This window comes from Streptococcus sp. HMSC078D09, from assembly GCF_001813675.1.
Lineage (GTDB): Bacteria > Bacillota > Bacilli > Lactobacillales > Streptococcaceae > Streptococcus.
Genome location: NZ_KV813675.1, coordinates 334,264 through 355,402, shown reverse-complemented (window position 1 = coordinate 355,402; position 21,139 = coordinate 334,264). Strand labels below are relative to the sequence as shown.

The 21,139-nt window shown below is 42.1% G+C and carries 18 protein-coding genes and 4 pseudogenes; 5 read left to right on the top strand and 17 right to left on the bottom strand.

Annotated features, from left to right (window positions below):
- Positions 1-54 precede the first annotated feature (54 nt).
- A complete protein-coding gene (locus tag HMPREF2926_RS07000; RefSeq protein WP_070587064.1) occupies positions 55-903 on the top strand; it encodes a helix-turn-helix domain-containing protein in 849 nt (282 codons plus the stop codon).
- Between the two features lie 49 nt (positions 904-952).
- Here the strand turns inward: HMPREF2926_RS07000 and HMPREF2926_RS06995 are convergent, their stop codons facing one another.
- The 9 genes and pseudogenes from HMPREF2926_RS06995 to HMPREF2926_RS06955 form a co-directional block, all read right to left on the bottom strand.
- Positions 953-3,271, bottom strand: coding sequence for an HAD-IC family P-type ATPase (locus HMPREF2926_RS06995; RefSeq protein ID WP_070587063.1), 2,319 nt, complete (start codon positions 3,269-3,271; stop codon positions 953-955).
- A gap of 8 nt (positions 3,272-3,279) precedes the next feature.
- Positions 3,280-3,666: an SMU1112c/YaeR family gloxylase I-like metalloprotein gene (locus tag HMPREF2926_RS06990; protein ID WP_003015549.1), complete on the bottom strand. Its 387-nt coding sequence runs from the start codon at positions 3,664-3,666 to the stop codon at positions 3,280-3,282.
- Positions 3,667-3,732: 66 nt separating this feature from the next.
- Positions 3,733-5,187: pseudogene (locus tag HMPREF2926_RS11440) on the bottom strand (DNA translocase FtsK); the annotation flags it as partial.
- Between the two features lie 149 nt (positions 5,188-5,336).
- A pseudogene (locus HMPREF2926_RS11435) lies at positions 5,337-6,093 on the bottom strand (DNA translocase FtsK); the annotation flags it as partial.
- Between the two features lie 116 nt (positions 6,094-6,209).
- Entirely contained in the window at positions 6,210-6,602 is a 393-nt protein-coding gene (locus tag HMPREF2926_RS06980; RefSeq protein ID WP_141751783.1) for a hypothetical protein, read from the bottom strand.
- 397 nt (positions 6,603-6,999) lie between these two features.
- Complete coding sequence (locus HMPREF2926_RS06970; protein WP_070587057.1) at positions 7,000-7,482, bottom strand: hypothetical protein; 483 nt, start codon at positions 7,480-7,482, stop codon at positions 7,000-7,002.
- Positions 7,475-8,341, bottom strand: coding sequence for a hypothetical protein (locus tag HMPREF2926_RS06965; protein ID WP_070587056.1), 867 nt, complete (start codon positions 8,339-8,341; stop codon positions 7,475-7,477). The genes HMPREF2926_RS06970 and HMPREF2926_RS06965 overlap by 8 nt, the downstream gene beginning before the upstream one ends.
- 69 nt (positions 8,342-8,410) lie before the next feature.
- Positions 8,411-9,034, bottom strand: coding sequence for a hypothetical protein (locus HMPREF2926_RS06960; protein WP_256263022.1), 624 nt, complete (start codon positions 9,032-9,034; stop codon positions 8,411-8,413).
- 351 nt (positions 9,035-9,385) lie between these two features.
- The gene (locus HMPREF2926_RS06955; RefSeq protein WP_070587055.1) at positions 9,386-10,306 is read right to left on the bottom strand and encodes a DMT family transporter; all 921 of its coding nucleotides are present in this window, start codon (positions 10,304-10,306) and stop codon (positions 9,386-9,388) included.
- 174 nt (positions 10,307-10,480) lie between these two features.
- Between HMPREF2926_RS06955 and HMPREF2926_RS06950 the strand changes: the two genes are divergently transcribed.
- Entirely contained in the window at positions 10,481-11,326 is an 846-nt protein-coding gene (locus HMPREF2926_RS06950) for a peptidylprolyl isomerase (protein ID WP_070587054.1), read from the top strand.
- A gap of 323 nt (positions 11,327-11,649) precedes the next feature.
- Here HMPREF2926_RS06950 and HMPREF2926_RS06945 read toward each other — a convergent pair whose 3' ends face one another.
- On the bottom strand, positions 11,650-13,191 hold the full coding sequence (locus tag HMPREF2926_RS06945) for an ABC-F family ATP-binding cassette domain-containing protein (protein WP_070587052.1): 1,542 nt from the start codon (positions 13,189-13,191) through the stop codon (positions 11,650-11,652).
- 207 nt (positions 13,192-13,398) lie between these two features.
- On the opposite strand from HMPREF2926_RS06945, the pseudogene HMPREF2926_RS10670 reads away from it, so the two are divergent.
- The 3 genes and pseudogenes from HMPREF2926_RS10670 to HMPREF2926_RS10665 form a co-directional block, all read left to right on the top strand.
- A pseudogene (locus HMPREF2926_RS10670) lies at positions 13,399-13,629 on the top strand (YkgJ family cysteine cluster protein); the annotation flags it as partial.
- Positions 13,630-13,836: 207 nt separating this feature from the next.
- Positions 13,837-15,555: an LPXTG cell wall anchor domain-containing protein gene (locus HMPREF2926_RS06940; RefSeq protein ID WP_070587049.1), complete on the top strand. Its 1,719-nt coding sequence runs from the start codon at positions 13,837-13,839 to the stop codon at positions 15,553-15,555.
- A gap of 182 nt (positions 15,556-15,737) precedes the next feature.
- Positions 15,738-16,867, top strand: a pseudogene (locus HMPREF2926_RS10665) (IS3 family transposase).
- Positions 16,868-16,921: 54 nt separating this feature from the next.
- Here the strand turns inward: HMPREF2926_RS10665 and HMPREF2926_RS06925 are convergent.
- From HMPREF2926_RS06925 to tmk, 7 genes are read right to left on the bottom strand one after another with little or no spacing between them, the layout of a single operon-like run.
- Entirely contained in the window at positions 16,922-17,275 is a 354-nt protein-coding gene (locus tag HMPREF2926_RS06925) for an arsenate reductase family protein (RefSeq protein WP_049518306.1), read from the bottom strand.
- A 5-nt stretch (positions 17,276-17,280) separates the two neighbouring features.
- Positions 17,281-17,772 (bottom strand): methylated-DNA--[protein]-cysteine S-methyltransferase, encoded by a 492-nt coding sequence (locus HMPREF2926_RS06920; protein ID WP_003017529.1) that lies wholly within the window; start codon positions 17,770-17,772, stop codon positions 17,281-17,283.
- Positions 17,756-18,337: a GNAT family N-acetyltransferase gene (locus HMPREF2926_RS06915; RefSeq protein ID WP_003008260.1), complete on the bottom strand. Its 582-nt coding sequence runs from the start codon at positions 18,335-18,337 to the stop codon at positions 17,756-17,758. Before HMPREF2926_RS06915 ends, HMPREF2926_RS06920 begins: the two co-directional genes overlap by 17 nt.
- Positions 18,338-18,354: 17 nt before the next feature.
- Positions 18,355-19,212: a 16S rRNA (cytidine(1402)-2'-O)-methyltransferase gene (rsmI, locus tag HMPREF2926_RS06910; RefSeq protein ID WP_070587045.1), complete on the bottom strand. Its 858-nt coding sequence runs from the start codon at positions 19,210-19,212 to the stop codon at positions 18,355-18,357.
- A 2-nt stretch (positions 19,213-19,214) separates the two neighbouring features.
- Positions 19,215-19,535 (bottom strand): DNA replication initiation control protein YabA, encoded by a 321-nt coding sequence (yabA, locus tag HMPREF2926_RS06905; protein ID WP_003005416.1) that lies wholly within the window; start codon positions 19,533-19,535, stop codon positions 19,215-19,217.
- A 9-nt stretch (positions 19,536-19,544) separates the two neighbouring features.
- The gene (locus HMPREF2926_RS06900) at positions 19,545-20,438 is read right to left on the bottom strand and encodes a DNA polymerase III subunit delta' (RefSeq protein ID WP_070587043.1); all 894 of its coding nucleotides are present in this window, start codon (positions 20,436-20,438) and stop codon (positions 19,545-19,547) included.
- Entirely contained in the window at positions 20,435-21,073 is a 639-nt protein-coding gene (gene tmk, locus HMPREF2926_RS06895) for a dTMP kinase (protein WP_003004942.1), read from the bottom strand. The genes HMPREF2926_RS06900 and tmk overlap by 4 nt, the downstream gene beginning before the upstream one ends.
- Positions 21,074-21,139 lie beyond the last annotated feature (66 nt).

Below are 21,139 nucleotides of genomic sequence, written 5' to 3'. Positions count from 1 at the left end.
TATAGTATATAATATAAAAAAATAGTATATAAAAAATTACGGAAATCCGAACAAATGGACATTAGAGAAAAATTTAAATTGATTCGAAAACAAAGAAAAATCTCCTTAAGAGAACTTGGGAATATCGCTGGTTCTGCTTCGAGTATTTCTGATTTTGAAAACGGGAAAACCAATCTATCCAATGATATATTGCTTCAATTATTGGGGTACATGATTGTGGAGATTAATGAGATCTTTGATTGGAGTGATTTCCATAGTGCTGAGTTTTTAACCTTGAAAAAAAGAATGGATGAGGCAATGGAAAACTCGGATTGGCCATCACTTCTTCAAATAAAAAATGATTTGCAAGAATTAGCGATCTCAAAGCATCAATACATTTACCACATCCTCTCCCTCGTTTTAGAGATTATCATTGCAGAAAAACAGCACAAAACCGTTTCACAGCAGGCAATAAATGAACTGACGGATTACTTTTTTTCATTAGATTATTGGACCAATCTTGACATTGGGTTAATGGGAAGTGTGGTCTCCTATTTCACAACTGAGGCTATTGTTCTCTTTACGGATACAATTTTGGAAAATACACCGGACAAACTTAAGAACAATCTAGATCGAATCAAAATCGATACGATTTTAAATTTAGTATCTGTCTTAATCAGTAGAAAAGAAAAAAGTGCTAGCAAACAACTGCTAACACTTCTATTTGCAAAACAATTCCCTAACTATTTTGCATTTCAAAAATTATACTTACTAGAATTAAAGGCCATCTATCAAAGTATTTGGGAAGATCCAAAGCAAGGGAGATCTCTCCATGATGATGTTATCCATTCGGTTTCATTGTTACTTTCAAAAGCCGAAGCACAAGAATGGGATGCTTATTTTCTAGAACTAACTAAACCGTAAAAATATCGTCTTCCAATCGAAACTATTTTATCTGTTTTGCTCTTTTCTTTTATTTCTTCCGATGAAAGAACCAGCCCACTAACTTCTTGAAGACTTGGATCAAGATGAGAGCAAGAACGGCCATGATGGCGCCGATAACCAGCGTTTGGATCCTCAAGGAGCCCATGTTAAAGAATTTCCCTAGGATACTACTTGAAACCAGGAAGGCTAGGATATTTCCTAGAAGAACCAGTCTCTTGTAGTGATTGATAGGCTGGGATTCTTGGTAGATAATGGTAAAGCCGACGAAGGCCATCAAGCAGATGGCTGCACTTGAGAGCTCTTCCGATGTCATACCAAATGCTGAAGAGAGCAATACCAGACTGAAGATCAGTATAAAATCCGTCAAGGCAGCAGGTAGCGCATTTTTAAAGACCGTTTCGATAAAGCGCCCTTTGATGCGCTCGCTATTGGGCTCAAGCGCTAGGAAGAATCCTGGAATCCCAATCGTAAAACCACTGATCAAGGACATCTGCGACGGCATGATGGGATAAGTAAAGGCTAAAAGCGTCACTGAGATAGCCAACAAAATGGAAAAGATATTCTTGATCAAAAAGAGACTGGCTGATCGTTGAATATTATTGACCACCCGCCGCCCTTCTGCCACGATGGACGGCATCTTCCCAAAGTCAGAATCCAGTAAGACCACTTGCGCCATCTTTTTAGTCGCATCATTTCCAGATTCCATCGCAATACTACAATCCGCTGTTTTGAGAGCCAGAATATCGTTGACGCCATCTCCAGTCATGGCGACTTTATGCCCCTTTGCCTGCAAGCCTTCTACAAGGCTTTTCTTTTGCTCTGGTGTCACCCGTCCAAAGACCGTATATTGGCTCGCCGCTTGGTGCAAATCTTCTTCCGTCAGTAAGGTTCTGGTATCGATTAGATCCTCTGCTCCTTCAATGCCTGCTTTTTGTGCAATAGCTGAGACCGTTGCTGGGTTGTCTCCTGAAATGACCTTAATGGTCACTCCTTGTTCTTTAAAGTAGGCGAAGGTTTCTTTGGCATTTTTTCTCAAAGGATTGGAGAGAATGATCCAGGCCACCAAGTCTACAGGAGCCTCTAAAGTCTCTCCCAGGTGTTCTCCCTTATATTTCCCAAAGGCCAAGACCCGATTGCCTGCCTGAGTAGCAGGAGCTATCTCTTGTTCAAGCTCAGAGAAGCCCTCTCGTAAAACAAATTCTGGTGCCCCTAATACATAGATCCCAGATTCAAAGACAATGGCCCCATATTTTTTCTTGGACGTAAAGGGCTGAATGTCGAGAGCCTTCCATGGCTGGCTTACTGGTGTCTTGTGAAATTTTCGGATGGCATCCATGGTATCGTTTTGATCCATACTAGCCTCTACATACTGAGCTAGAGCTTCCAAGTCTTGAGCGTCTTTAACTGGACGAATCTCTGTTACTTCCATACCCGGCTCTGTAATGGTCCCTGTCTTATCGACACAAAGAACATCCACGCGCGATAAGGTCTCAATCCCCTTCATGCTATTGAGCAGGACCTTTTCCTTAGCCAATCTGACAGCACCCAGAGCCAGTGCCAAGGTCATCAAGAGATACAAGCCTTCTGGAATCATCCCGATCAAGGCTCCGACTGTTGAAGTCACACTGAGCTTGAGGCTATCACCTAAGCTGATATAGCTGCGAAGAAAAAGGAGCGAACCTAGCGGAATGATAAGGAGACCAATGATCCCCACGATTCGGTTGACCGCATGGACCATATCGGACTCCTCATGAGACTTGACCTGCTTGGCTTCCAGGCTCAATTGGTTGATGTAGGACTCGTTCCCAACTTTTTCCAGTCTCGCTAAACCTTTACCAGCGATCACAAAACTACCTGACATGAGTGCGTCTTGCGCTCCTTTTTTGACCTCATCAGCTTCACCTGTCAATTGCGATTCATCGACTTTTAGCTCGCCCTCCAGCAAAATCCCATCCGCATAGATCTGGTCTCCAGCTTGAAAGCGAACTAGATCGCCCTCCACCAGCTGGTCGATAGGTAGAGCGACTTCTTTTCCTTCACGAAGAACGATCGCCTCACTCATGTGTAGAAATTGCATCTGACGCAAGATCCGTCTAGAGCGGACTTCCTGCACAATTCCAACTAAGGAGTTGACCACGACGACCGGAACAAACAAGAGATTGTTCCAAGACTTCACTGCTACCAGCAAGACCGCTAAGACCAGGAAAATCAGATTAAAGTAGGTAAAGACATTGTCTCGAATGATCTGCCCAATACTTTTTTCTGTCTTAATCGTGACCTTATTTTGCTTGCCCTCTTGGATTTTTTTCGCTACTTCTTCCTGACTGAGTCCTTCTAATCTATCCATTGCTTTCCTCACTCATGTATTTCCAAGGGCAATCCTTCTGGATCGAAGAAAAATGCCATCTTCTTGCCATCAAAATCATCATAGCGAAGGCCTGTATTCTCAATACCTAGCTGATCCAATCTAGCTAGATACGTTTCTACATCGTCCACTTTAAAGGCCAGATGACGCAGTCCCGCATGCTCGGGCAGGGGAAGCTTAGGCCGTTCTGGGGCCGTCGGTTTGATAAAGAGTTCTAAAGTCAGCTCCCCCTGGCGGAGATTGATCAAGATATCTCCCCGTTCGGGACGGTCATACTCACTGACAATCGCAAAGCCCAACTGGTCCACATAAAAATGCAACATAGCGTCGCGATCCCGTCCAATGATGGCAATATGATGAATCGTGTCTAACTTCATCTGGTCCTACTTTCTATTTTCTATAAAAAGAAAAGGGAGTGGGGCATATGCCCTTTTTCCCTATCCTTATGATTGTTGCAATACTTTTCGAGGCTTGGTCCCTTCAGCTGGTCCAATCACACCCGCTGCTTCCAACTCTTCCATGAGGCGAGTCGCCCGATTAAAACCAACCGATAAGCGGCGCTGGATCATGGAAGCACTGGCTTTTTGGGTCTCGATGACGAGCGCTTTGGCCTCTTCAAAGAGAGCATCACCCTCGTCCGAGCCACCCATGCCTCCGTCAAAGTCTGACTCCGATACTTCACCTGGATCAAAGGCATCATCATAATCAGCTTCTGCCTGCTCTTTGACAAAGTTGACAATCCGCTCCACATCGTCATCTGAGATAAAGGATCCTTGTAGACGGATCGGATGATTTTCATCAATCGGTTTAAAGAGCATGTCCCCACGACCGAGCAATTTCTCTGCGCCATTTTCATCCAAGATGGTCCGTGAGTCGGTTCCAGATGATACCGCAAAAGCGACACGGGAAGGCACATTGGCCTTGATCAAACCTGAGATAACGTCAACCGATGGCCGTTGGGTCGCAAGGATCATGTGGATCCCGGCCGCACGCGCCTTTTGTCCAAGGCGAATAATAGCATCTTCCACTTCTTTACTTGCTACCATCATCAAGTCTGCTAACTCATCGACAATGACCACGATCAATGGAAGGGGCACTTGCTTCATCTCAGACTGGGCATTGTACTCCGCCACCTTGGCATTAAAGCCAGCAATATTGCGAGCCCCTACTTTCGAGAAGAGCTCATAGCGATTTTCCATCTCATCAACGACCTTCTGCAGGGCTCGACTGGCCTTGCGTGGGTTGGTCACCACAGGAATCAAGAGATGAGGAATATCATTGTAGACAGAAAGCTCCACCATCTTTGGATCGACCATCATAAACTTGACTTCGTCCGGACGAGCCTTCATCAAGATACTCGAAATAATCCCATTGACCGCTACTGACTTACCAGATCCGGTAGACCCCGCGACCAAAAGGTGGGGCATCCGGGCCAAATCAAAGGTCCGAGCCGAGCCATCTACAGCCTTCCCAAGAGGAATCTCAAGGAGTTTAGCCGGATCTGTTTTGGACTGCTCCCACAATTCACGGAAGGAAACGGTCGCTATCTCTGAGTTGGGCACTTCAATCCCGACCAGAGACTTCCCTGGAATCGGTGCTTCAATCCGCACATCCTTGGCAGCTAGGGCCAAGGCCAAATCATCTGCTAGGTTAGAGATGCGGTTGACCCGCACACCAACCGCTGGCTTGACTTCATATTTGGTAACAGAAGGACCGATTTCCGCCCGCTCCACTGTTGCCTTGATGTTAAAGCTTGCAAAGGTTTCTTCCAAAATGCGGATATTCTGGCGGACGATGTTTTTCTCTTTTGATTGATTTTTAGGCTTGTCAGGTGCAAAGAGATCAATGGTTGGAAGTTTGTATTGAAGGAGTTCCTTAGGTGTGAAATCCACTTGAACTTCTTCCCCATCGTCCTCGAATTCTTCAGCTTCCGGAAGCTCTTCGTATGCTTCAGGCTCTTCAGGCCATTCTTCATCTGGCAGGTAGATCTCTGGTGTTGCTGGTGCGACAATTTCGGCTTCTGGGAAGGACTCTGTGAACGGCTCTTCCGCCAGCACCTCTCCCGTTTCAGGGTCTACAGGATGCCCTTCCATTGAAAGGGGAGTTGGAAGAACTGCACTTGCTTCTTCTTGCTCTCTTTCAGCTGCAGCAGCTTCCTCGGCAACTCTCGCTTCCTTTTCAAGGAATTTCTGCTCGCGACGTTCCTTGCGTTTTTCCATAGAAGCGTGGAAGGCTTCCGATCCCTTTTCAAACAAATCATAGATGGAGTAAGGACTCATCAAGAGAATCCCCAATCCAATAAAGAGAAGGCCAATAAAATAAGAGCCAATATTTGAAAAGAGGAAGGAAATCGGAGCATAAAGAAGGGCACCGATCATACCACCACCAGCAAAACTCTCCACTCGCAGATGAATCAAGTCTGCCATGATTCTTGAAAAAGTGACCTTGATTCCATTATTGTCTAAATGAAGGGAGGATACAAAGAAGGCCTGAAACATCAAGAGAGCCCCAGCAAAGAAGCTTAGGAATCCTGAAATAACCCCTTCGTGTTTGTCCAGCCATTTAAAGGCATAGAGGTAGAAAAAGGTCGCTAAAATAGCCAAGTAAGCCAAACTCCCAACAAACAGTCGGATTAAGTTGTAGGCCAAGACCCCTACCGCTCCCAATTTCAAGGCCGCAAAGACTAAAACCAGACTAATCAGAATGGTCACAATCATGCGGTGAATTGCTTTTTTTCTTTCTAATTCTGCTTTGGACAGTCGTCTCGTCGACCGTGTTTTATTTGATTGATTATTGTTTGCCATAACCTTTATTATATCACATTTCCAAGCCAGTTCTCTAGTAAAATCATTTCCAAACATTTGAAACATAAAGCACAAAACAGCACCGAGTAGGCGCTGTTTTTATAAGTTTTCTTAAGCTAAACCTTTGTTAAAATATCGTATTTTTCTTTGTATTGTTCGTAGTACAAAAATAGGTAGTAACCCCCTACTATTTCTAAAAAGAAGACATAAAGAGCGACAGCCATAATAGCGGGACAGAATGGCATTAAGATGGCATCAATGCTCCCTCTTACATTTGTATGATTTGAACGATCAAACAATACCAAACTTGCTGTAACTCCACTTCCGCCCCAGATTAATAATTGATCTGTCATTTTTTCTGTTGATAGGGCAGCCAAGGAAGCATAGGGTTTTCTTTCTTCAACTGCAGTCTTTATCTTTTTAGGGACCTTCCTAAAGAGATATATCACAACAACTATCGTTAATCCAGCTGATAAAAAAACCGAGAAGTTTTCTGCAAAAAATCCCAATTAATACAAATCCTAATTCCATAAATAGTAATAGAAGGTACATATAACAATAAGTGATATATTTCAAGATCATTTTTTTCTTTCGATATTTAAACGAATAGAAAATGTAGACCAAATAAAATAAAAGTAGAACAAACAAAAGAGGTAAATTTAACCATTGATAGGCAACATCCCCATCCCCATCTCCATCTAATCTTATTCCCTTAAAGACTGCTGGAAGAAGGATATAAAGTAGATAGACTATTGCAGAAAATAAAGGCATTCCAATAAATCTTTTCCAATTTCCCTTATCGTTAAAGCGATTAATAATGGTCTCATTTACGAAAGATTGACTTTCTTCAAATGAGTAAGTAAAAAGTTTCATATATTCCCCTTTTTAGATTCAATCTGTCACTTACTAGTCCTGACTATCACTCGTAGACACTTCAATATCAGGCACATCGATTACATTATGGACTTGGATATTATCTTGTTGATCCTTCAGATTTGTCTGCTGGACTTGTGGTTTGAATGACGAAGCAAATCCTACTCCAATTACCAACAAACTCGCTCCAAGGACGCAAAGTCTTTTGACATGCCAAGCTATCGGTAAGGGAATTTTCGCTCGAATCCCTGATTTCTTGACCCAATCCGGGTGGTCTCGCATGACACGATTTGCTGCCATCAGAGGCATCAGGTAGCCAAAGAGCGCAATGACCGTTGTCAACCCAATCACCCGAAAACGATTCTGATTGGACGGAGAAACATGGTTCACTTCCATCAAGACCATTCCCGTAATCACTAAAGTAATGACCAGTAATAAGCCCAAAGATCTCCATAGACCTTCCCTACGGTAGCATTTCAATTCATCAAACGGCATCTCGTTAAAATTCTTATCCATTTTTTAATAACTCCTTGTGTTTCTTTAAGTACTTTTTCCCATACCACTCTTCCAGTGATTTTCCTTCGAACTCGCGGTATTCTTCTGAATATTTGTTTCGGTAGTAGCCGTAAAGTGAATATGGTAACAGCATCACTACTATCATACCCAAAGTGATAAGATTTCCAAAAAATATCATTCCTATAAATGAGATGGTTCCTAAAAAATCAGCTTTCACTTCCCCAACTTGGGGGAAAAGAAATTTTAAAGCTAACCAACCTACTATAATTATCCCACCTAGTCCAGTAATGACTTCTATAAACTTTTTCTGTCTAGCAGTTACACTAGGATCCTGCACTCCATAAAGACGAGTTTTTAGCGATTTCATTCTAGATTGGATAATCATAAACAATATGATTCCGGTAAGAACATAGAATAAAACCAACCCCAAAATCGTAAGGTATCTACCTATGATGGTGATAAAAAACAAATTCAGAGCAAGCACCATCCAAATCAGATACAGATTCGAATTCAAGATACTAGTATAAGGAATCTTTGCATCATATTTTCTACGCAGATTTTTTCTGCAAGCAAGAAACCACAAAAACCAGCACAAGAAAAACAGCCAAAGTGGATAGAAATTGATCCCCCAGGTTTCAAATGGTGTATCAGGATCAGGATGGTGAATTTCCGACTCCATTAATGCAGAAAATCCAAACATGAACAGCATCCCCATAAATGAAAAAAGTTTCCTCGCAATACTAAATGGCTTTGTGTAGATTTTGCGACTATTTGTGTCCTTGACCATATAATCGATAAAGCCATCATGACGCAAACGACGGCTTTCATAAAAATTGGCTTTAAAGATTGATTTCTTCATTCTTACCTTCCAATAACTCCTTATATTTTTTCAGGCTCTTTCAATTAATCTCTATTTCGATTAGAGGATTTACAGATGACTGCCCTCATCCTCCAAGTATTGTTTAGCCTTTCGAACGATATAGAGTGACTCATCTTCTGAAATCAACTTACGAAAAAGCTCTTTCGCTCTATCCTTATCACCTTTAAGAGTAGCATTCAAGGCTTGGTAGTAGATAATTTCCAACTGTTGATACTTGAAGTCATTGCTTAAGTCTTCGAAATAGTCATTGCTTTGATGCGCAATGGTTAAATCATAAAGAGCGAGACAGACTTTTTTTGTTTTCTCAGCTGGTGTAGGGTCTGTGATAGTCAATTCATTCAACCGATCCTCCAGCTCTTCCCTAGACAAATCAGTATCTGTCAGCACGATCGAGCGAATAAGATAACTCTCAAAAAAATTCTTATATTTCTGCGGATAATCCGTCTGACTAAGTGCTTCCCTAGATTCTTTTATGACAGTATCAAAATCTCCCATCATAAAAGAATAGGCAACCGATGTCAGCTTAATATCTATCTGTGAAATAGCTTTTTCACATTCTTGTTCAACTGAAGGTATTGCTGCCAAAAAGCTAAATCTAAGTCTACATGGAGCAAGGTGTTGCACTTGTTGGTGTAGCTTTTCTTGAGCAATTGGATGAATAAAATCAAGCATGCAATAACCAATAAAACGCCAGCAGTCTGAAGAAGAGTATCCCTGACCACTAATCCAATGCAAAAGATCAGAAGCATTGCTAACAAGCCTGCAGATCTAATATAGAGTCTATAGTTTTTGCGTAGAGTTTTATAATCCAATTTGTAGCCTCCTATTCATGATACGGTTTTTGAGGGAATTCGTTCATTTCCCAACAAATTAACATATCTCCCATCATACCGAATTTTCCATCTCTGCGCAACTTCCTTCTTAACTAGTAATTTTGTCCAAAAAGAAAACACCCGCGTGGGTGTTAGCATTGATAGACTGAACCGCAATATCATGGTTTAAGTTCTACTTTTCTACCACGATCTATTCTGAAGAAGTCATCAGACTATTTCCCACTATACCGACGATCACAATGAAAACCCCTAAAAATCCTAGTGGGGTTGGGATCTGATCTCCCAGAAAGAGACAGCCTCCAAATAGGGTGAAGAGGACCTCGCCGGCCTGGGTAGCTTCAACAACGGCTAACTGCTGATGGTTGTGTTTCACCAAGTTGGTTGCTTCAAAGAAGAGCATGGTCGCGATGACTCCTGAAAATACAGCTACGATCAAGGATTGGAGCATTTGCTCACCTGATGGCAAGCCTGCATCAAGTCCTGCAAAGACGGATAAGAGCAACCAAAAAGGAACACTCATTAAGGTCATCCCAAAGACCCGTTGGGTCGTTGATAATTGTTCTTCTTTACAATGAACCAGCATCTTGCGATTTCCCAATGGATAGGAAAAAGCTGCGATCAAAATTAAGATACTTGCTCTCACCACACCTTCTCCGAGCCCTCGTCCAAAATATGGAATTTGAATCAATACGATTCCTAACAAAATCAGCAAAGTCATTCCTAACTGTTTTCTTGGAATCTTTTGGCCAAAAAGTGGGGTCAGAAGGAGACCTGCTAAAATCGTAATCTGCCAGGTCGCAGCCACAAACCATGATTCTCCATAGATAGAAGCCATCGATAAGGGCGCATAAAAGAGACCAAAGCCGACCGTACTCCAGAGCAACCAAGTCCACGGGGCTCGTGCAATTGCTGACAAGACCCCCTTCAACTCGCCTTTCTGCCAGACTAAAACAGCCATCATGGGCAAACTAAAAAGGTAGCGCAAACTAGCACTCCACATCCAGGAACCACCTGCCAGGTTCATGCTTCGATTAAAAATAAAGGTAAATGCAAAAAAGAGAGCACCTAGGATACCAAACCAAAGGGCTCTCGCAAAATGTGATGATTTCATTTTTTGATGATCGTTCTCCTGTAGTCATCCTATTATACAGGAATTCGGAATTACTTTCATCTATTTTCTGCAAATTCTCATAATAGTGTTTTCGCCTTAAATTTTATCCAGATTTGAAAGTATCGTAAAATTAAGGTACAATAGAGAGAGACAACTATGTTGGAAAGGAAGAATATGAAAAAATTAATCGCACTACTATTATTTTCCGGCTTGGCTTTGACAGCTTGTTCGACCAATCAGAAAGACGCTAGCTCTTCAAGTTCAAGCAAAGAAAAGACAGAGCAGACAGCAACTTCTAGCTCTAGAGAAAAAGATCAAAAGAAAATTGAAGAAGAACAAAAGAAATTAGAACAACTGCGCAAAGATTTTAACGATGCCATGACCAATGAAAATGCAGTTTTTCCACAGCTCTCAAATGAAGTGGCTGAAGACGAAGCAGAAGTTAAAGTCACGACAACTGAAGGCGACATCACTGTCAAGCTCTTCCCTAAATATGCGCCCCTTGCAGTTGAAAACTTCTTGACCCACGCAAAAGAAGGCTACTACAATGGCTTACTTTTCCACCGTGTTATTAACAACTTTATGATCCAAACTGGGGATCCTAAAGGAGACGGTACGGGTGGCGAATCTATCTGGAAGGGCAAAGACAAATCCAAAGATTCAGGTACTGGTTTTGAGAATGAGTATTCTCCATACCTTTACAACCTTCGTGGAGCCCTTGCCATGGCCAATTCTGGTCCAAATACCAATGGTAGTCAATTCTATATCAACCAAAATAAGGATGATATTTCAAGTAAACTCCCAACTGATCGCTTCCCAGCTAAGATCATCGATGCTTATAAAAATGGTGGAAATCCAACCCTTGATGGGGGCAACTACACTGTCTTTGGACAAGTAATCGATGGCATGGATGTAGTCGATAAAATTGCGTCTGCCGAAACTGATGATAAGGACAAACCAAAAGCAGACATCAAGATTGAAAAAATCGAGATCTTAAAAGACTATAATTTCAAAAAATAATGAAAAGAGAACCAAACGGTTCTCTTTTTAAGATATTGATAAACATTTTACATAAAATTAGCTAATAGATTCATTGGTAAAAAAATGAATTCTAATTATTTAAGTCATTCATCTACTGAAACTTTCCGCCGTGAGAAAAGTGCCTGAAACAGATTTGTTTCAGGCACACGGAATTATTGAGACCTTAGGCTCAATAATTAGTCATGGAACTTCCTGGATTGCTGAAATCATCCACTGGATAATTTCACCTAACGTCCGTACTCACCTAAGGAAAGTTTCTAAGAAGAATCTTAAAAGAGAACCATGCGGTTCTCTTTTTGTCTTTAAGTCAATTCATTAAAGTCCCAGATTTGGTCCATCCATCCTTCATAGAAGTCTGGCTCGTGGCAAACCATGAGGATCGATCCCTTGTACTCTTTCAGAGCCCGTTTCAATTCTTCTTTGGCATCCACATCCAAGTGGTTGGTCGGCTCGTCTAGTACCAAGACATTATTTTCACGATTCATCAAGAGACAGAAGCGTACCTTGGCTTGCTCTCCACCGGATAACACTTGGATTTGGCTCTCGATATGTTTGGTGGTCAAGCCACAGCGGGCAAGGGCGGCACGAACTTCTGCTTGGTTGAGAGATGGAAAGGCATTCCAGACTGCTTCAAGCGGTGTCTGGCGATTGCCCCCTTCGACCTCTTGCTCGAAATAGCCAAGCTCTAGGTAATCTCCCCGCTCGACTTCACCAGCGATTGGTGGGATGATTCCCAGCAAGCTCTTCAAGAGAGTGGTTTTTCCGATCCCGTTAGCCCCGATGATGGCAACCTTTTGATTGCGTTCAAACGTTAGGTTCAAAGGCTTGGTCAAAGGACGGTCATACCCAATCTGGAGATCCTTGGCCTGGAAGATAAAGCGACCAGGAGTCCGGGCATTTTTAAATTCAAAGGATGGCTTTGGTTTCTCACTTTGTAACTCAATGAGTTCCATCTTGTCCAACTTCTTCTGACGAGACATGGCCATATTCCGTGTAGCCACACGCGCCTTATTGCGGGCTACGAAATCTTTCAAATCAGCAATCTCCTTTTGCTGACGCTCATAAGCCGCTTCCAATTGCGATTTCTTCATTTCATAGACTTCAAGGAATTGGTAGTAGTCTCCTGAATAGCGGGTTAACTGCTGATTTTCCACATGGTAGACGATGTTGATCACATCATTCAAGAATGGAATATCGTGGGAAATGAGGACAAAGGCATTTTCATAATTCTGCAAATAGCGTTTAAGCCAATCGATGTGCTCTGCATCCAAGTAGTTGGTTGGCTCGTCTAGTAGCAAGATATCTGGTTTTTCTAGCAAGAGTTTGGCCAAGAGGACCTTGGTCCGTTGCCCACCTGACAAGGAGGTCACATCCGTGTCCATGCCAAAGTCCATGACCCCAAGAGCACGCGCCACTTCATCAATCTTGGCATCCAAGGTATAAAAATCACGACTTTCTAGACGCTCTTGGAGTTCTCCTACTTCTTCCATCAAAGCATCGACATCGGCTCCCTCTTCCGCCATGGCCATATAGAGGTCATTGATGCGAGCTTCAGCTGTGAACAACTCATCAAAAGCGGTCCGTAAGACATCGCGAACCGTTTGTCCTTCTTCTAAGACCGAATGCTGATCCAGGTAACCTGCCGTCACATACTTAGACCACTCAACCTTCCCTTCGTCGGGTTGCATCTTGCCGGTCACGATGCTCATGAAGGTGGATTTCCCTTCACCATTGGCTCCAACCAAACCGATATGCTCTCCCTTTAACAAGCGGAAAGACACATCCTCAAAAATAGCCCGGTCTCCAAAGCCGTGGCTTAAATTTTTCACCTCTAAAATACTCATGATTGACTCTCTTTCATTGATTTCACTCGTATGATTATATCATCTTCACAGCAAAAATTAAAGGGACTTCAACTTCCTTTAGAAATTTAAAAAAATATTTTTTAAGTAAAATATGTTAAGCGATTTTGTAAAGAAATCAACATAAGATCTAACTTTTAAATTTGATTAAGAATATACCGAAATTTTCTGCCGTGAAAAAAATCAGAGTTTTTGCGGGTAGACGAGGATGGGGTTAAGATCTTCAAATCTATGCCCTGTCCATTTTTAGGAGGTGACAATCTCTGATCTATCTATGATATCCGTTCCAAATCCTGTCATGAGTTCTCACATACAGATCGTTAAAAAATCTATCAAATTAATAATCTGATGATCAAAAACACTTTAACCTGTCCAGCAGCCTATCTCTTTGTTGAGAAATTAAAAGAAAATATTGAATAAAAGAGCCTTAATTCGTTTTTTCTATATTTTATGATAGATTATTTGTGGATTTTACGCGTTTTTTAAATAAAAAACGAATAATTTCTTAATTTATTAGGAAATCGCTTGCAAACTAAGCGCTTATATAGTACAATGTATGTGAAAATAATATCAATGACTAGGATTTTGCTTATGCATGAGCCCTTTCATATTAAGGAGAAAAAGTGTATGAAAAAACTCACTAAATTTGGCATCATTACAATGTCTGTCTTTGTTCTAAATTTGGTTTCACAGTCAGTAGTTCAAGCTGATGAAACTAATAGCGAACCAGCAAATGTTTCAGTGACATCAGGTATTACTAATTCAACTGATGCTGAGAACACTTCTTCAGTAGACAATAAGGTTGCACCAGACCCTACTAGTGACACCTCACTAAAATCAGACGAAGAGGGTGCCAATGCTTCCTCACCAAAAACTGAAGAAATCTCAACTAATAGCGAAGCTACAACTGGCGGGAAAGAAGATTCAACTGGTAGCAATATCATTGATGAGGGTGGTTACGTCAATGTTGAAGGACTTCCAGCACATTTTAGTGAAGATGGTAAAAGTGTAGTCTATAATTACACTGTAGCCTTCAAAGGAATGCACTCAAGTGATCGCGGACAAACAGTCCGTGATATTCGTATTCGTATTCCTAAAATTGCAGGTGCGAAGGCCGATTTCACTTTGATTGGAACACGTGATGCTAATGGAAATCCTGTAGATGTCAATGTTCCAATGAAAGAGCGTTCGCATAATTATAATGAATATGTTGAGTCGTCTTCTCATGGAGAAGATGCTATTATTCCAACTGCTGAGGAACTAGCGGCTGGTAAGAAACCAACTATTGTAAATATGGAAGATCATGATTTCGATTATGGAACTGTTAATATATATGCTGTCAGTTCAAAAACATTGAGATCAACTGCTCTTCGGGTATCTGTAACCGTACCGTTGGAGGAAGCTAAGAAGATCAAGTACTTACCAATCGACGCGAGATTTGCTTGGAAATGTTCTCAAGAAGGTGGGATTGGTTCATATGAAGAAGGTTGTCAAAGTCTAGATGAGTATCATCAAATTCAAGCATATTATGTAGACAGCAATGGAGAAGCCAGTAATTTGGCCCTAGGTAATCCAAGCTTAGTAGATGATACTTATGTTCAGAATGACCATCTAATTAGGTCAGTTTCAAATCCAGCTACTCATATCACACCAAATAACGGTGACTGGAAAATTATTCCTCATGATGTTCATATTAATCCTGAGACCTTCTTTAATTATGTTAAAATTTTTAGTTTGAAATACAATCGTGCTGTTAAATACTATGCTTCAGAATTTGAAGATATGGCTGACCAGGATGTTTCTACGCTTCACTATGGAGATGTAGTGGTGGATTATGTTATTAAGGGAACAAATCAATCTATTAAGGAAACTTACAAAGACACACCATTAACTTCTATTTATGGATCTGATGGAAATCTTGTGACCTATAATGCTGCTGAAAACGCAGATGAGCGTCCGTCTTCTATCACTGTAGGTGGTCAAAAATATAATCTAGTTGGTGTTTCTTCAACATCTGCACCAGAAACAGGTCAGTTAAAAGAAGGTACAACTCATGTTATCTATGAGTATGAGAAAGAAGTAGATCCAAAACCAACTCCAGATCCAAAACCAACTCCAGATCCAAAACCAACTCCGGAGCCAAAACCAACACCAGATCCAGAGCCAGCTCCAAATCCTGTTCAACCAGAAAACGTTCAATCTACTGAGCAAAAATCAGCTCCAAAAAAAGCTCAGTTGCCAAATACAGGAACTTCTGATTCGCCATTAGCTATGGATCTTCTTGCTATTTTAGCTGGAATCTTTGGTATTTCACTTTTCAAAAAAAGTAAAAAATCAGAGAACTAAGTAGATAGTTTTACAAAAGAGTCCGGGACAATAATCTCTTGGCCCCCCAAAAAAGCAACTGATTGTACTGCACCCCAAAAGTTAGACAGAAAAAATCAAACTTTGGCACTGCACCCATAAAACGAGACACAAGAAAACACTCCTGTTGAAATCTGGTAAACTAGAAACAGGAGTGTTTTGTTATGGTCAAAGAAGCATATTCGGTAGAAACTAAGCTAGCCTGTATCGAAATGAAGAAGGCAGGTAAATCAAATAAGGTTATCATGGATACCCTCGGTATCAAAAATGCTACTCAGGTGAAAACCTGGTGGCGTTGGTATCAGAATGATGAATTGTACTGTTTCCACCAACCTGTGGGGAAACAATATACTTATGGTAAAGGGATGAAACAATTATCTGAAGTAGAACAGTTACGTTTGCAGGTAGAATTACTAAAAAAGTATCAGAGCTTGGTAAGAAAATCGACAAAGTAAGTCTTATCAAGCTAGTGGAAGAGTATAAGAAAACGTGCCCTGTATCTATTATTTTAGAGTGTTTCGGCGTCAAACGCTCCACCTTTTATCGCTGGAAACAGGAGTGTAAGAATTCTCAGAAAAGAGACGAAATAGCAGATAAAATCGAACAACTCTGTATGGCAAATCGCTTTATTTACGGCTATCGAACCATCACTCGCTTACTAAAGAAAGTTTATAACCTCGCCGTTAATCGCAAGAAGGTCTATCATATCATGAGGGAAAAGGGCTACCTTTGCCGTGTCCGTCCCAAGAAGGGACCTAAATTAGGGAAGCCTTACCATGTAACAGACAATAAGCTGGATCGTGATTTTCAGGCAGACAAGCCGATGGAGAAGCTTGTCACAGATATCACCTACCTCTACTTTGGAAACTGTAAACTTTATCTATCTTCAATCATGGATCTCTATAATCGTGAAATAGTAGCTTATAGCATCTCCGAGTGTCAAGATACGGACTTTGTGCTCGACACACTTCATCAACTTGAGCTACCTCAAGGAGCACTTTTACACAGCGACCAGGGATCTGTCTACACCTCAAAAGCCTACTATCAAGCTTGTACAGAAAAAGGCATCACCCGCTCTATGTCCCGAAAAGGAACACCAGCAGATAATGCACGTATCGAATAGTTCCATTCTGTTCTCAAGTCTGAAACCTTCTATCTCCATAAGTGGAGAAACCTAACTAAAGATAGTATAATAGATATTGTCAAAAATTACATCATATTTTATAATGAAACTAGAATTCAACAAAAATTAAATGACCAGTCTCCTGTAAATTACAGAAAACTGGTCGCATAAGAGGGGGTCTCTTGTCCCATTATTGGGGTGCAATGCCTCCAACTCCCTTTTCTTTTACAAACCTAAGTCTGCGTATGGTTTCCGGTAGCCCACTTGAATAACTTTTCCGTCTTTGACAAGCAGAGGCCGCTTGATCAGCATACCATCTGAAGCAAGGAGATCCGCCGCTTCTTTCACTGTCAGTTGATCCACCTTATCCTTCAAACCGAGTTCTCGGTATTTCATTCCGCTAGTATTGAAGAAAGACTTGATCGGTAGGCCAGAAGCTGCCATCCATTCTTGCAATTCTTGGCTAGTCGGTGTTTCTGTGACGATGTTTTGGCTTTGAAACTCACATTGGAGACCGTCCAATTCTGATTTAGCCTTTCGACAAGTCGAACATTTTGGGTATTCAATAAAGGTATACATCGGTTTTATTTCTCCTTCCAGATAATTCCTTCATGGTGTAAGAGCCAGCGTTTGCGATCGAGTCCAGACGCATAGCCCGTCAGTTGTCCATCTTTTCCCATCACACGGTGACAAGGGACTAAGATCGTCAAGGGATTGCGTCCGACAGCCTGTCCTACGGCCTGGGCTGAACCACAAGAAAGAACCTGGGCAAGCTGGCCATAGGTCCTGGTCTCACCATATGGGATCTCTCGCAATAACTGCCACACCCGCTCTTGGAAGGCTGTTCCTTGCGGTGCTAGTGGAAAACTGATAGCGATTGGATCTCCCGCAAAATAGTGGTCCAACCACTCCTTCACCTTCTCATGGTAGGGATGGATCTGCTCCAGCGCCCCATAGGGATCAGGCGCCTCCTCTTTCGGATCATAAAAATCAAGCTCTACAAGGCCTTCCTTACTGACAATGATCGAAAGAAGCCCCATAGGGCTTTCATAGAATTGTTTAAGATAGAGAGTCATTGTAGGCCGCTTCTGCTCTTTGGTCCCAGCGGTCCTCTTCTGAGACCACTTGGAATAGACTCGTTTCTGCTTTTCGTTTGATCTTTTGATAAGCCAGACGGACTCCATCAATAGGGACCTTTCCACAATAATGGTAGCCCAATTTTTCAAGCAAATGTTGCATCACCAGATTATCCGGATGGGTATCGCAACGGAAATCCGGCCCTTTTTCCCCTTCGATTAAACCTTGAAGGAAGGTCTGAGCCACCCCTTTGCCAGCAGCTTCTTTGGCTACAGCGACGCGGTGAAAAGTGACATACATATAGTTGTCATGCTCCCACTTGCCATCGTAAATCTCATTATAGGCCGCTTCGTTGCCCTTGTAGACAGCTGCATAGGCGACAACTTCCTGATCTTCAACGGCCACATAGCCACGACTTTCTAGAATATCCTCAAAAATGATCTCTTCATCTGGATAGCCATCCTGCCACTGGTCGACCTGTCTTTGAGCCAGGCTTTCCTTGGCATCTTGGATGATTTCCATAATTCGCTTGATCTCGTTGGGATAAGCCATTCTAATTTCCATCCTGCTTCCAACCTTTCCTAGTCTTGATGGTAACGAGCATAGAGCTCACTCTTTTGCAGGCCGTATTGTTTGGCGACCTGTTTAATTGCTTGATTCTTCTTCATCCCCTCTTGGACCAAGGTATCGATCTCTTGGATCAAGTCGACCTCTTCTAGGTCTAGCTCTTCTTCCTTGGCTCCTTCGACGATCAAGAGACACTCCCCTTTGAGAGGATTTTCTTCAAGAAATGCGACTAACTCAGAAATACTGCCACGAGTATATTCCTCGTAGATCTTGGTTAATTCACGAACCAGGACGACAGGACGATCCCCATAGACAGCCAACATATTCTCTAAGGTTGCCTTTACCCGATGGGGCGACTCATAAAAGATCTGGGTCTCCGGATAGGCCACTTTTTCTTGGAAAAAGGCCTTTTGTTGCCCCTCTTTGCGAGGCAGAAATCCATAAAAAATATGAGGTTGAGGGGCTAGGCCACTGGCAATCAAACCCGTTATACCTGCACTCGGACCAGGCACAGCTACGACAGGAATCTCGCGTTCAATCGCTGCCTTGACCAAATCATGACCAGGGTCAGAAATACTAGGGAGTCCTGCATCTGAGACTTGCGCTAAGTCTTTTCCAGATTCTAAATGGGCGATCAGATCTGGAATTTTCTCCATGGCATTGTGCTCATGAAAGCTGGTCTGGGGTGTCGCAATCTCAAAATGCTTGAGCAAGAGGCCTGTATTTCTAGTATCCTCAGCTGCGATCAAGTCCACATCCTTTAGGGTCTGGACCATGCGGTAACTCATATCCTCCCGGTTACCGATCGGTGTTGGGACCAAGTAAAGCACCCCAGTTTTCTTTTCCCCTTTAAAACTTCGTTGGATCTGCATGCTTACTCCCTAAATAACAACTCGTCACAAAACATACACTCTTCATCGTTCTCACGGCGTTGACCATAGGAATAAGTGCAGATATGAAAACCATCGTTGTAAATACGTTGCAAATTTTCACGACCATGGTGTTGGGACTTTGCGGATGAAGTCTTCTCAACTTCCCCCAAACGCTCTCTCAATTTATCATTTTCTAAGCGAAGAGCTGTATTTTCTTCGATGACTTGTTTCAAATTTTTCTTGATGGCTTCGACTTCAGCCAAGGTGACCAACAAATTCTGAGAAAAGCCGTCTAAAGCATCAAATAATTCTTTTTTATTCATTCTGACTCCTTAACTTTCTAAGCTCAAAACCATATATTCTAAAGTATTCTGAAAAGAAACATTGGCCTTCCACATCCTGCGAGCAAGACTCAATTTCTCAAGCAACTGCTGGGATCTACTCAAGCGCAACTGCTCTTCTAAAGCCAACTCCATCAAACGAAAGGCCTGGCTTTGTTTTTCCTTATCATCTGCTAGACTCACCAAGCGGGTCACTTCCAAATAAGCACGATTCAAATTAGATTGACAACGTTCGATGAACTGATCACAAACTTTGGCCAGTTCAAAAAAAGTAGCATTCTTTTTTTGCTGCTCTGCTTCTTCGAGACTAAAACTAAAACGAGCTACTAAATTTGCCTGTGATTTGATCAAACCTTCTTTTTCTAACAGTTCGGTTAGGTAGGCTTGCTTTTTAGGAAAATGAACCTGCTGGGCCCGACTCTTGATGGTCGGTAAGATCAAGTTTTCATCAGATGTCAACAAGAAGAGATAGATCTCACTCTGGGGTTCTTCCATGACTTTTAAGAGAGAGTTGGCCGCATTGGTATGCATCTTATCCGCATCTTGGACGATAAAGACCTGGCGACTGCCTTCAAATCCTGATTGAGAAAAGTCTTGAACCAGCGAACGAATGCGGTCAGTCTTAATGATCTGGTTGACTGGACGCACGATCTTCACATCTGAGAATTCTTCTTCTTCAATCAAACGACAGGACCTGCATTTGCCACAAGGCCAGACTCCCTGCAAATCTTCGCAAAATTGACTTTGAGCTAGCAAGAGGGCCATCTCAAAACTGGCAAAAGAACCCGTAAAGAGATAAGCATGACTAAGCTGTTTGTGTTCCAAGATCTGGGTGAAGCGCTCCACCAATTCTGGCTGGAGCTGTTGGATCTCTTCTAGCTTCATTTCAATATCCCCAAGCGATTTTCTAAAACAGCCAAGACATCTGCAAAGACTGCTTCAAAGGATTGACTGGCATCGATTTTCACAATGCGCTCTGGTTCCTTTTCATACAAGGCCAAATAACCTTGTCTGACTTTTTGGTGAAGCTCCAATCCTTCCAAATCCAAACGATTGACTTCCCGCTCTTGGTTTTTGGCAATTCGAGCGAGCCCTTCTTCGACATCCAGATCAAAGTAAAGGGTGAGATCTGGTTTAAGACCATCTGTCGCGAATTGATTGAGCCACTCGATATCTTCCACACTCAGACCGCGACCATACCCTTGATAAGCGACCGAGCTATCAATAAAGCGGTCCATCAAGACAACCTTCCCAGCTGCAAGGGCTGGCAAGACACGTTCCACCAAATGCTGCCGGCGACTAGCAATATAGAGCAACAACTCGGTCTTGGCATCCATACTAGTATGGTCTGGATCTAAAATGACTTGGCGGATCTTTTCTGCAATGTCTACACCGCCTGGTTCACGGGTTGTAATAAAAGGAATTCCTTTTTCTTCAAGTAGAGGCAAAACGGCTTCTAGGACCGATGATTTCCCCGCTCCTTCTGGACCTTCAAATGAAATTAATGTACCGTTTACCATAGTATCCTCTTTCTAGTTTTCTTCTTTTTATTTTACCAAAAATAAGGGTAAAAATCTTGTATTTTA

Bases quoted from the DNA above. Each gene is read 5' to 3' on its own strand.
- HMPREF2926_RS06940 (WP_070587049.1), top strand. From the start codon at position 13,837: ATGAAAAAACTCACTAAATTTGGCATCATTACAATGTCTGTCTTTGTT.
- HMPREF2926_RS06925 (WP_049518306.1), bottom strand. From the start codon at position 17,275: ATGTATACCTTTATTGAATACCCAAAATGTTCGACTTGTCGAAAGGCT.
- HMPREF2926_RS06970 (WP_070587057.1), bottom strand. From the start codon at position 7,482: ATGGATAAGAATTTTAACGAGATGCCGTTTGATGAATTGAAATGCTAC.
- HMPREF2926_RS06960 (WP_256263022.1), bottom strand. From the start codon at position 9,034: ATGCTTGATTTTATTCATCCAATTGCTCAAGAAAAGCTACACCAACAA.
- HMPREF2926_RS06955 (WP_070587055.1), bottom strand. From the start codon at position 10,306: ATGAAATCATCACATTTTGCGAGAGCCCTTTGGTTTGGTATCCTAGGT.
- tmk (WP_003004942.1), bottom strand. From the start codon at position 21,073: ATGGTAAACGGTACATTAATTTCATTTGAAGGTCCAGAAGGAGCGGGG.
- HMPREF2926_RS06965 (WP_070587056.1), bottom strand. From the start codon at position 8,341: ATGAAGAAATCAATCTTTAAAGCCAATTTTTATGAAAGCCGTCGTTTG.
- yabA (WP_003005416.1), bottom strand. From the start codon at position 19,535: ATGAATAAAAAAGAATTATTTGATGCTTTAGACGGCTTTTCTCAGAAT.
- HMPREF2926_RS06900 (WP_070587043.1), bottom strand. From the start codon at position 20,438: ATGAAGCTAGAAGAGATCCAACAGCTCCAGCCAGAATTGGTGGAGCGC.
- HMPREF2926_RS07000 (WP_070587064.1), top strand. From the start codon at position 55: ATGGACATTAGAGAAAAATTTAAATTGATTCGAAAACAAAGAAAAATC.
- rsmI (WP_070587045.1), bottom strand. From the start codon at position 19,212: ATGCAGATCCAACGAAGTTTTAAAGGGGAAAAGAAAACTGGGGTGCTT.
- HMPREF2926_RS06945 (WP_070587052.1), bottom strand. From the start codon at position 13,191: ATGAGTATTTTAGAGGTGAAAAATTTAAGCCACGGCTTTGGAGACCGG.
- HMPREF2926_RS06950 (WP_070587054.1), top strand. From the start codon at position 10,481: ATGAAAAAATTAATCGCACTACTATTATTTTCCGGCTTGGCTTTGACA.
- HMPREF2926_RS06920 (WP_003017529.1), bottom strand. From the start codon at position 17,772: ATGACTCTCTATCTTAAACAATTCTATGAAAGCCCTATGGGGCTTCTT.
- HMPREF2926_RS06915 (WP_003008260.1), bottom strand. From the start codon at position 18,337: ATGGAAATTAGAATGGCTTATCCCAACGAGATCAAGCGAATTATGGAA.
- HMPREF2926_RS06990 (WP_003015549.1), bottom strand. From the start codon at position 3,666: ATGAAGTTAGACACGATTCATCATATTGCCATCATTGGACGGGATCGC.
- HMPREF2926_RS06995 (WP_070587063.1), bottom strand. From the start codon at position 3,271: ATGGATAGATTAGAAGGACTCAGTCAGGAAGAAGTAGCGAAAAAAATC.